Source organism: Flectobacillus sp., from assembly GCF_049240685.1.
In the GTDB taxonomy this organism is placed as follows: Bacteria; Bacteroidota; Bacteroidia; order Cytophagales; family Spirosomataceae; genus Flectobacillus.
Genome location: NZ_JBMLSD010000222.1, coordinates 1 through 10,625, shown reverse-complemented (window position 1 = coordinate 10,625; position 10,625 = coordinate 1). Strand labels below are relative to the sequence as shown.

Genomic DNA, 10,625 nt, shown 5'->3' with positions numbered 1-10,625 from the left:
AATGATGAATTGTGAGTTGTGAACTGAAATTTATAATTATCAATATCTTAAAACGTGACTCTGATTAAATACTATTTTGAACGATTACCTAACCCTTGAAAAGTATATCACATAAGGTAATTCTTGAGCCAAAAAAGCTTAACTATCACAGCAACAACAAGAGATTCTTATAATTGATGAAGATAACAAAATCAGTCCCTGAAACCTTACAGATACGTGAGGAAGGTGATATTCTATGGGTCGGGCTCAATCGTCCAGACAAACGCAATGCGTTTAATGATGAACTCATTTTGGGCATTGAAACGGTTTTCGAAAATATTCCTTCTCATATTCGTTGTGCCATTATTTATGGAATTGGCAAGCATTTTTCGGCTGGCTTAGACTTATCTGAGCTTAAGGAGCGGGATGCGGTACAAGGTATTTTTCATTCAAGAATGTGGCATCGAGTACTCGAAAAAGTACAATATGGTGCTGTTCCTGTGGTGGCAGTATTGCACGGTGCTGTAGTTGGTGGTGGCTTAGAGTTGGCAGCAGCTTGTCATATTCGGGTGGCTGAGAAAAGCACTTTTTATGCCCTACCCGAAGGTCAAAGAGGAATATTTGTGGGTGGTGGCGCTGCCGTTCGATTACCCAAGTTAATCGGTATGGCGCGTATGACTGATATGATGCTGACAGGACGTGTGTATCAAGCCGAAGAAGGCGAACGAATCGGATTAGCTCAATACTTAGTTGAGGACGGACAAGGATTGGAAAAAGGAAAAGAATTGGCTCAGAAAATAGCCTCAAACGCTGGAATGACCAATTATGCTCTTACGCATGTGCTTCCAAGAATAGTAGATAGCGGTCAAACAGAAGGGCTTTTGTTGGAAAGTATGATGGCTGCCATTGCTCAAAGTGCCCCCGAAGCCAAACAGAGATTAAAAGACTTTTTGGAAGGACGAGCCAAAAAAGTGGGAGAATAAGTAATAGTCCTAATCATTGAATAGGCGATGCACCAAAGTTCAGTGGCTATATTGGATGGTGCATTTTCGAATAAAATTTTTATCTCTTTCAAGTTATGGAGTTTAAGAATGTAGCTTTTGGCCCCACCCAAACCATCAAGACTTACAATCCTGATGGGAGTATTTTATTTCGGTTAAATAGTGATTTAAAACCCTTTCCTAAAACTATTACTGATAGACTTTTGGAGTGGTCGCTTCGACAGCCTGAAAAGACTTTTATTGCCCAACGTAACCAAGAGGGTATTTGGCAAGAACTAAGTTACGCAGATACCTATCAGCAAATGTGTTCAATAGCTCAACATCTGTTGAATATGGGTTTTGAGGGAAATGATACTGTGGTAATTCTCTCCGAAAACAGCCTTGAGCACGCACTTTTGGCATTGGCATCGGTGCATGTAGGCATTCCGTATTCACCAATTTCACCTGCGCATTCCTTGGTGTCGGAAGACTTTTCTAAACTTCGTCATTGTTTAGAAAAAATGACACCAAAACTGGTTTTTGTACAGGCCGAACAAGCTTATAATAAGGCTATTCAATTTATTGAAAATACATTTCCTGAGATTGAAATATTGGTATCGCAAGGTGAAAAATTTCCTAATATATCCTCTTGGCGACAATCAACTATTACTGATGCAGTAGCTCAAGCTCACCAAAAGGTGACTGGTGATACTGTTGCGAAAATACTATTTACTTCTGGCTCAACGGGTTTACCCAAAGGTGTAATTAATACCCAACAAATGTGGTGTGCCAATCTCCAACAGATTACACAGAGTTTTCCTTTTATGCAAGAACAAGCCCCCGTTTTTATTGATTGGCTTCCGTGGAACCATACTTTTGGCGGTAATCACAATTTTGGCTTGGCGCTTCATAATGGCGGTACACTCTACATAGACGACGGAAAACCTAGTAGTAAAGGCATTGAAGAAACGGTAAAAAATCTTCGAGAAATATCTCCTACAGCCTATTTTAATGTTCCAAAGGGCTTTGAAATGTTGATTCAATATTTGGAAAAGGAAGAATCATTAAGAAATACTTTTTTCAAAAATCTTCAAATTATATTTTATGCTGGCGCTAGTTTGGCACAGCCTATTTGGAATAGATTGGAAGAACTTGCTATTCAGACTATCGGCGTAAAAGTGCCTATTGTAACAGGTTTAGGTTGTACAGAATCAGGTCCTTCGGCTCTTTTTGCGAATTGGGGAGGTGCTTTTTCAGGCTTGCTGGGTGTGCCAGTCGCAGGGCTAGAGGTAAAATTAGTGTCTTTGGGCGATAAGTGGGAGGCAAGATATAGAGGTGCCAATGTGACAAAAGGGTATTGGCGAAATCCAGAGGCAACGGTGCAAGCTTTTGATGAAGATGGTTTTTATAAAACAGGCGATGCTGTAAAGTTTTTGGACGAAAATAATCCTGATAAAGGATTGATTTTTGACGGCAGAATTGCCGAAGATTTTAAACTTTCAACGGGTACATGGGTCAACGTGGGCGTGATGAAAACCAAAATTATTTCCTCTGGCTCACCCATTATTCAAGATGTAGTTATTGCAGGACTCGACCAAGACTATATTGGTTTAATACTTTTTCTCAACACTGACGCCTGTTACAAGTTGACTGGGCACACAACGACTGTTTGCGCATCCGAATTGTATGGACATTCATCGGTAACAACATTTATAGAATCTTGGTTGAAAGAATTTAACGCTCACGCCACAGGTAGTTCGACTAGTATCGGCAAAGTGATTATTGCTCACGAGCCTCCATCGATTGACAAAGGCGAGATAACCGACAAAGGTTCGCTTAACCAACGTGCAGTTTTGACAAATCGACAGGATTTGGTACATCAGTTATTTCATAGTTAGGTTTTGAGTATTAGGCAACAGGCACAAGGCAAAGAGTGTTAAAACGACAGACATTCTTTTACCTAAAGCCCACCGCCGAAAGCAGATACCTGAAAGCCGAAAGCAACAACCAATATCCCTCAATCGTCAGTAGAAGTTTTTTCAATAAATAAAATTATTATCCAAAAAACCATTCATACGAGCATTTTGCTCAAATTTATTTCCCTAAAAATCCCCTTGTATTGACGTATTGAGGGTTTTTCTTTTTTACGATGAATATAGAATCAAACATATTTCTCATTTCTGGTGGCGCCTCTGGGTTGGGATTGGCTACTGCACAAAACATTGTTTCGCAAGGCGGAAAAGTTATTTTGCTAGATATTAATGAACAAGCGGGGCAAAATGCCCAAGTAAGTTTGGGCAATTCAGCGCTTTTTTGCAAAGCTGATATTGTGGATGAAACGCAGGTGTCACAAGCGATTGAACAAGCCCTTTCTCATTTTGGAAAAATCGACGGTGTCATCAATTGTGCTGGTATTGGCCCTGCCAAAAGAGTGGTGGGCAAAGATGGTCCACATGATTTAGGCTTTTTCCAGAAAGTCATTCAAGTCAATTTGGTTGGGGTATTCAATGTACTTCGTTTGGGGGCAAACGTCATGCAGCACAATACGCCCAACGAACAAGGCGAAAGAGGTATTGTGATTAATACCGCTTCGGTCGCGGCCTTTGATGGACAAATCGGACAGGCGGCATATTCAGCTTCTAAAGGTGGGGTGGTAGCGATGACGCTACCTATCGCTCGTGAATTTGCCCGTATGGGTATACGAGTGATGACGATTGCTCCAGGAATTTTTGAAACACCTCTACTGGCAAATTTGTCTAGCGAAGCACAAGCTTCTTTGGCGCAACAAATTCCTTTTCCTCCAAGACTTGGAAAACCTGAAGAATTTGCGAAATTGGTACAACAAATCATTGAAAATACCATGCTCAATGGCGAGGTAATCCGCTTGGATGGTGCTATTAGAATGGGAATGAAATAATACAAAACCTTTTACTATGAAAAAAATAGTTACCTGTATCTTAGGTCTAATACTCGGATATACAGCTCACGCACAAGAAGTTATCCGATTGTACGAAGGTAAAGCCCCAGGTTCAGAAAGCTGGACTTGGCAAGAATCAGTGTTAACCAATGCTAATTGGGGTGGTCGAACTGCCTATAATATTGTTGATCCAACGATTACAGCCTATTTACCAAATCCAAACAAAGCAAATGGAACAGCCATAGTCGTTGCGCCGGGAGGAGCTTTTCATACTTTGTCGATGGATAATGAAGGAGTTGATGTAGCCAAATGGTTGAATGAAAGAGGTATTGCGGCATTCGTCTTGAAATACCGAGTAGCACGCTCGTTTACAGAAAATCCTATTACGGAATTGATGGGTAAAATGAGTAATATGAAGGCGCTCGACCAAGAAAATGCGGCTGTAATTCCTTTGGCTACACAAGATGGACGTAAGGCAATTCAGTATATTCGTCAGAATGCAGAGAAATTTCATATCAATCCAAGCAAAGTTGGCATGATGGGATTTTCGGCAGGAGGAACCTTAACCATGTCGGTAGTTTATACAGCCAATGATGCTGAAAGACCCAATTTTGTTGCCCCAATTTATGCCTACGAAAAAGCTATTTTAGGTAATAAAGTTCCAACTCAACCGACGCCAATTTTTGTGGCGGCCGCTTCGGATGACCAACTAGGTTTTACTTTGCACAGTTCTTCTATTTATAGCAAATGGACGCAAGCCAAACAACCCGCCGAGTTACATATTTACGAAAAAGGAGGTCATGGATTCGGTATGAGTAAGAAAAACATTCCTACCGATACATGGATAGAACGCTTTGGAGATTGGCTACAATTGCACGGCCTGACAACTCCCGAGCCGCCAGCACCAGGATTAGCTTTTTTTTGTGAAATAAAAGTTTTGCTAAGCGAAGCCCTCACAGTAGGTCAGACTCCACATGGACTACGACGCATTATCCCAATTGTTGGAGGTACTTTCGAAGGCCCAAGTATTAAAGGACAAGTATTGTCGGGTGGTGCTGACTGGCAAATTGTGAGAAGCGATGGCGTAGCAGAATTAGATGCAAATTACCAAATTAAAACAGATGATGGGGTCATTATTTATGTGAAAAACAATGGATTGAGAGTGGCCTCTCCTGAAATTGCAGCCAAAATTGCCAAAGGCGAAAATGTAGATCCTTCACAATATTATTTTAGAACGATTCCGACACTAGAAGCACCCAAAGGAAGATATGAATGGGTAAATAATAGTTTATTTTTATGTAAAGGAATCCGTAAACCCGATCATGTATTGATTCAAATTTGGGCGGTGAAATAGAATTAAAATCCACAGGCACAAAGTGATAAAAGTTGTAAAACAACAATTCACTTTGTGCCTTAGTGCCTTTTCACATTACCCTTTTTAAAACATATCTATCCAAAAAACACATTTTAATTTATGAAAAGAATTCTTTTACTCTTCTTTACTTGTCTGTGTTTCAGTCAGGTAAATGCGCAAAGTATTCAGGGGAAAGTTGAAAGCTTTGTGATTAATGCTAAAACTTTACAAAATACAGGTGGAGAAAACCCTAACCGAAAAATCTCGATATATCTTCCTCCGAATTACGAAAGCACACAAAAAAGATTTCCCGTGGTGTACTATTTACATGGCTTCATGGGTAATGATAGTATCACAACAGGCATGAAAGCGATTTTAGATAAGAGTATTGCTCAAGCCAAAATCCGCCCTTTTATTTTGGTTATTGCCAGTCAATATACCCTTTTTGAAGGAAGTTTTTATAGTAATTCAGCCCTAACTGGAAACTGGTCTGAATTTGAAGCTAAAGAATTGGTTACCAATATCGACCGCAAATACAGAACCCTTGCCAACCGCAATAGCAGAGGTATTGGCGGACATTCAATGGGAGGTTACGGAGCTATCAAAATCGGAATGTTGTACCCAGAAGTATTTAGTTCTGTATACGCCATGAGTCCAGGGTTATTGATGATGGTCAAAGAATTTGGTGCAAATAGCGATTCATTTAAGGAACTCTCGAAAATAAAAACAGTCGAAGAATTACGAAAAACCTATTATCCTAAAGTATTGGTCGCTGTGGGACGAGCATGGTCTCCCAATCCAGCCAACCCACCTTTTTATTGTGATATGCCTTTTACCTATCAAGGCGACAGTCTGCAAGTAAATCAGGCAGTGGTAGACAAATGGAATGCTAATTTTCCTGTATTGATGGTAGATAAATACGCGGATAATCTTCGTAAACTCAAAGCTATCAAATTGGATTGGGGAAGAAACGACGCCCAGCGCTTTCCGATTCAGTGCGGCGCATTTAGTCAAAAATTGGAAAACCTTGGTATTGAGCATTTTGCAGAAGAGTATATTGGAAACCATGTGAACAAAATTTGGACAAATGATGGCAGAGTTTTGAATGATTTGCTTCCATTTTTTAATGATTATCTGGTTTTTGAATAACATATACGCTCGATAAAATGCTCGCACTATTAGGATTTTCGACCATTGCTATTTTCTTATTTTTAATCATTACCAAACGTCTTTCTGTGATTACTGCTTTGGTAATCGTGCCACTTTTGGCAGGGATTATTGCAGGATTTTCTCCAAAGGAATTAGGAGAAATGATGCTTGCAGGCATGAAGCAAGTAGCACCAACAGGCATATTGTTAACCTTTGCGGTACTGTATTTTGCCACGATGCTCGATGCTGGACTTTTTGACCCAGTAGTCGCTTTTATCATCAAGTATGTAAAAGGCGATCCGCTCAAAGTTATTCTCGGAACAGCCATATTGACCATGATTGTACATTTAGATGGCGACGGCACCGCCACTTTTATGATTGTACTTTCAGCTTTTTTGCCTATTTACAAACAGTTAAAAATCAATCGCTTAATATTGCCTTGTATTGTTGCGTTGAGTGTGGGGCCGATGCACCTTGTACCTTGGTCTGGCACTTCGGCACGAGCTATTTCTACACTCAAATCGGATGCAGTACATATTTTTAACCCTAATATTCCTGCAATATTAGCAGGGCTAGCATGGGTGTTATTTGTGGCATATTTTCTAGGAATGAAGGAAAGAAAACGATTAGGAGTAGTAGATTTTGCCTATAATCATCAGGAAAATTTAACTGAAAATGAAAGAAGTTTACGTCGCCCAAAACTCATTATCCTCAACGCGATCTTGACGATTAGTTTAATTGTGATACTCATCAAAGGATTGATTCCTGCGCCTGTGTTGTTTCTACTGGCAAGTATGTTGGCGCTGTTAATCAACTACCCTAGACTGAACGACCAACAAAAAGTATTGCGTGGTCACGGTATGAATATTTTTCTGGTATCGAGTATGATATTTGTGGCGGGAATCTTTTCAGGAATTCTTACAGGTACAAAAATGATTGATGCTATGGCCAACGAATTGGTATCGTTGATTCCTCAGCATCATGCCAATCTTTTGCCTTTACTTACAGCGATTACAAGTTTGCCTGCGAGTATTCTCTTCACGCCAGATGCCTATTACTTTGGCGTAGTGCCTATTTTGAGTCAAACCGCAACACAATTTCACTTAGATTCTTTAGAAATAGGGCGAGCTGCTTTGCTTGGACAAATGACGGTTGGTTTTCCGATTAGTCCTTTGACAGCATCTACTTTTTTATTGATTGGTTTGACAGAAGTAGATTTGGGAGAACATCAAAAATTTACCTTCAAATGGGCTTGGGGTACTACTCTTGTGATGACGATTATGGCTTTACTGACAGGCTCGATACATATTTAGCAAATGAAAAAAGATAAAATAAGAATAGGATGCGGAGCAGGTTTTTCGGGAGATAGGATTGAGCCAGCCCTTATATTAGCTGATCAAGGCGAATTGGATTATCTTGTGCTAGAATGTCTGGCCGAAAGAACGATAGCTTTAGCTCAAAAAAGAAAATTACAAGATGCTTCCAAAGGTTACGACCCGCTTTTAGAGAAGCGAATCAGATCATTATTACCATTCTTAGTAAAAAATCAAATAAAGCTTATTACTAATATGGGAGCGGCAAATCCATTGGCAGCCGCCCACAAAGTCATTGAGATAGCCAAAGAATTGAATTTATCCATCAAGGTTGCAGCCGTGACAGGAGATGATGCAACACAATGGGTAAAAAATAGCTCAAATAATTTTACCGTTTTGGAAAATGGACAAGAGCTGAATGATTATGAAGTGATTTCTATCAATGCCTATATGGGTGTTGAAGGAATTTTGGAGGCTTTAACCGCTGATGCGCAAATTATTGTCACAGGAAGAGTGTCTGATCCTTCATTGTTTTTAGCACCCATGATTCATGAATTTGACTGGCAAATGGATGATTATGATTTGTTGGGAAAAGGTACGGTGATTGGACACCTGCTCGAATGTGCGGGACATATTACTGGAGGGTATTTTGCTGAACCTATCATGAAACCAATAAAAGGACTGGCAACTTTGGGACACCCTTTTGCCGATATTTATGCCGATGGTTCTGCTATTATTAGTAAAGTAAAGGGCACTGGAGGTAAAATTACGCTGCAAACTGCCAAAGAACAGCTTTTGTACGAGGTCATCAACCCACATGAATATTACACTCCTGATGTAATCGCTGATTTTACAACCGTTAAATTGGAAGAAATTGGCGAAAATCAAGTTTGGGTAACAGGCGGTACGGGCAAAACTAAACCATCAACTTACAAAGCAAGTGTTGGCTATAAAGCATTTTATCTTGGCGAAGGTGAAATTTCTTATGCTGGATTCAACGCAGTTGGACGTGCCAAATTGGCGGGGGAGATTTTATCCCAAAGATTAAAGCCTCAATTCGAAGCATTTAGAATTGATTATATTGGCTTAAATGCTATTTTTCGAGAAGAATTTAATGCTAAAATGAAAGTAGAGGAGTCCTATTTACCCGAAGTAAGATTGAGAGTATCGGGAAAAGCCTCAACTGCCGAGGAAGCCTTATTGATTGGAGAAGAAGTTGAAGCACTCTATACCAATGGTCCTGCGGCTGGTGGGGGTGTTCGAAAAAATGTGAATGAAGTAATAGGCATCGTCTCTATTTTGATTGACAGAAATTTATTGAAAGCAAACGTAGACATTCTAAGCGCATGAAACTTTACGAAATAGCCCACAGCAGAGCAGGTGACAAAGGCAATACTCTTACGCTATCACTGATTCCTTTCAAAGAGTCTGATTATGAGCTACTTTGCACTCAAATTACAGCTCAGAAAGTACAAGAACATTTACAAGGTATCGTAGAAGGAGAGATTATTCGATACGAATTACCCAATATTTCATCATTGCTATTTGTTTGTCAACAAGCATTATTGGGTGGAGTTACCACCTCTTTGGCGATAGATACCCATGGTAAAACATTGAGCTATGCCCTTCTTGAAATGGAAGTCTAATTACATATACAGTAGTTTTCTAAATACCCCACTTAAATCCGAATCCTTTCTTAAAACCATCAAATCTACTATTCTAGTAAGATTTGATGGTTTTTTTTGTAAAATGAAAAAATCTATCTTACATTTACATCGTACACGATATAATTGTAAAAAATCAAAATAATGGAGCAGAAATTTTATGACTTGTCAGCTAAGACACCTGCTGGCAAAGAAGTCTCAATGTCGGAGTTTGCAGGTAAGGCTGTACTAATAGTCAATACCGCAACTAAGTGTGGACTTACGCCACAATTTGAAGGATTAGAACATTTACATCAAAAATACAAAGACCAAGGTTTGGTAGTTTTGGGATTCCCATGCAATCAATTTGCGGGACAAGAGCCAGAAACTAATGATACCATCGAGCAAGTTTGCCAAATGAATCATGGTGTTACTTTTCAGTTAATGGCAAAATGCGATGTAAACGGAGACGGTACCCATCCTGTTTTTAAATATCTAAAAAGTAAAAAAGGAGGTTTGTTGGGAAGCAGTATCAAATGGAACTTTACAAAATTTTTAGTTGATAGGAAGGGAAGGGTAATAAAGCGTTATGCCCCAGTTACCAAACCTGAAGCGATTGAGGACGATATTCGTAAGGCTTTGTAATATGTCAGAAGAATCAGAAGTATTGAAGCTCGAAAGACAACTTTGCTTTCCATTATACACAGCTTCTCGACTTACGACCCAATGTTATCAACCAATTCTCCAAGAATTAAATCTTACTTACCCTCAATACTTGGTTATGTTGGTTCTGTGGGAAAAAAATAATTTGAGTCTTTCAGACATTGCTCAAAAATTATTTTTGCAGTCTAATACATTAACTCCTTTACTGAAGCGGATGGAAGAATTAGGCTTGTTGACCAGAACACGATCTAAACAAGACGAGCGTAGTATCTGTATCTCCTTGACTGAAACAGGTGAAAAACTCAAGACACAAGCTGAACAAGTACCTTCTAGGTTAATGCAACAAATATCTTTAACCAGAGATGAAGCCATTCAACTACATACCTTATTATATAAGCTCATACAGGGTTAACAAAATACCTACAGCCGATTCTCTCAAGAATCGGCTATTTTTGTACCATTAAGTTATTTATTTTACTTAAATGGTATTTTGAAAATCGGTATAGAAGAATGCATCTATATTTAAACCATATTTCTTCGGAAAATAATATTTGAAAACTGTACCCGAAATGGAGGGTTTGTTGGTTTCGTAAATCATATCTTCCATCATTTTCTTATAATCTGCTC

Annotated in this window: 10 protein-coding genes; all 10 read left to right on the top strand. The window is 39.3% G+C overall.

Annotated elements, in window-relative coordinates; translation table 11 throughout:
• Positions 1-176: 176 nt before the first annotated feature.
• Positions 177-962 carry a crotonase/enoyl-CoA hydratase family protein gene (locus ACOVQ4_RS10110; RefSeq protein WP_421820523.1) on the top strand — a complete coding sequence of 262 codons (786 nt, stop codon included), beginning with the start codon at positions 177-179 and terminating at the stop codon, positions 960-962.
• A 95-nt stretch (positions 963-1,057) separates the two neighbouring features.
• The gene (locus ACOVQ4_RS10105) at positions 1,058-2,857 is read left to right on the top strand and encodes a feruloyl-CoA synthase (RefSeq protein WP_421820522.1); all 1,800 of its coding nucleotides are present in this window, start codon (positions 1,058-1,060) and stop codon (positions 2,855-2,857) included.
• 251 nt (positions 2,858-3,108) lie between these two features.
• The gene (locus tag ACOVQ4_RS10100) at positions 3,109-3,876 is read left to right on the top strand and encodes a 3-hydroxyacyl-CoA dehydrogenase (RefSeq protein WP_421820521.1); all 768 of its coding nucleotides are present in this window, start codon (positions 3,109-3,111) and stop codon (positions 3,874-3,876) included.
• Between the two features lie 16 nt (positions 3,877-3,892).
• The gene (locus ACOVQ4_RS10095; protein WP_166577600.1) at positions 3,893-5,230 is read left to right on the top strand and encodes a DUF3237 family protein; all 1,338 of its coding nucleotides are present in this window, start codon (positions 3,893-3,895) and stop codon (positions 5,228-5,230) included.
• Positions 5,231-5,350: 120 nt separating this feature from the next.
• Complete coding sequence (locus ACOVQ4_RS10090; protein WP_166577601.1) at positions 5,351-6,379, top strand: alpha/beta hydrolase-fold protein; 1,029 nt, start codon at positions 5,351-5,353, stop codon at positions 6,377-6,379.
• Positions 6,380-6,396: 17 nt separating this feature from the next.
• Positions 6,397-7,692: a CitMHS family transporter gene (locus ACOVQ4_RS10085; RefSeq protein WP_095163814.1), complete on the top strand. Its 1,296-nt coding sequence runs from the start codon at positions 6,397-6,399 to the stop codon at positions 7,690-7,692.
• Between the two features lie 3 nt (positions 7,693-7,695).
• A complete protein-coding gene (locus tag ACOVQ4_RS10080; RefSeq protein ID WP_166577602.1) occupies positions 7,696-9,042 on the top strand; it encodes an acyclic terpene utilization AtuA family protein in 1,347 nt (448 codons plus the stop codon).
• On the top strand, positions 9,039-9,338 hold the full coding sequence (locus ACOVQ4_RS10075; protein WP_166577603.1) for an AtuA-related protein: 300 nt from the start codon (positions 9,039-9,041) through the stop codon (positions 9,336-9,338). The genes ACOVQ4_RS10080 and ACOVQ4_RS10075 overlap by 4 nt, the downstream gene beginning before the upstream one ends.
• Before the next feature lie 162 nt (positions 9,339-9,500).
• The gene (locus ACOVQ4_RS10070) at positions 9,501-9,980 is read left to right on the top strand and encodes a glutathione peroxidase (protein WP_166577604.1); all 480 of its coding nucleotides are present in this window, start codon (positions 9,501-9,503) and stop codon (positions 9,978-9,980) included.
• A 1-nt stretch (position 9,981) separates the two neighbouring features.
• Complete coding sequence (locus ACOVQ4_RS10065) at positions 9,982-10,410, top strand: MarR family transcriptional regulator (protein ID WP_166577605.1); 429 nt, start codon at positions 9,982-9,984, stop codon at positions 10,408-10,410.
• Positions 10,411-10,625: the final 215 nt, after the last annotated feature.